We start from the raw sequence: 223 nt of genomic DNA, 5'->3' as shown, positions 1-223 counted from the left end.
ATATAAGGGTTGCGCTCGTTGCGGGACTTAACCCAACATCTCACGACACGAGCTGACGACAACCATGCACCACCTGTCTCCTCTGTCCCGAAGGAAAGATACATCTCTGTATCGGTCAGAGGGATGTCAAGACCTGGTAAGGTTCTTCGCGTTGCTTCGAATTAAACCACATACTCCACTGCTTGTGCGGGTCCCCGTCAATTCCTTTGAGTTTCAGTCTTGC

General features: G+C 50.7%; 1 rRNA gene. It reads right to left on the bottom strand.

What is annotated here, in order from left to right:
* A 16S ribosomal RNA gene (locus WFI24_RS34355) occupies positions 1-223 on the bottom strand; the annotation flags it as partial.

Origin of the sequence: Paenibacillus sp. USHLN196 (genome assembly GCF_037144955.1) — a bacterium.
GTDB classification, from domain to species: Bacteria; Bacillota; Bacilli; order Paenibacillales; family Paenibacillaceae; genus Paenibacillus; species Paenibacillus xylanexedens_C.
The sequence above is the reverse complement of the archived record's forward strand: the minus strand, read 5'-3'. Positions and strand labels throughout refer to the sequence as shown.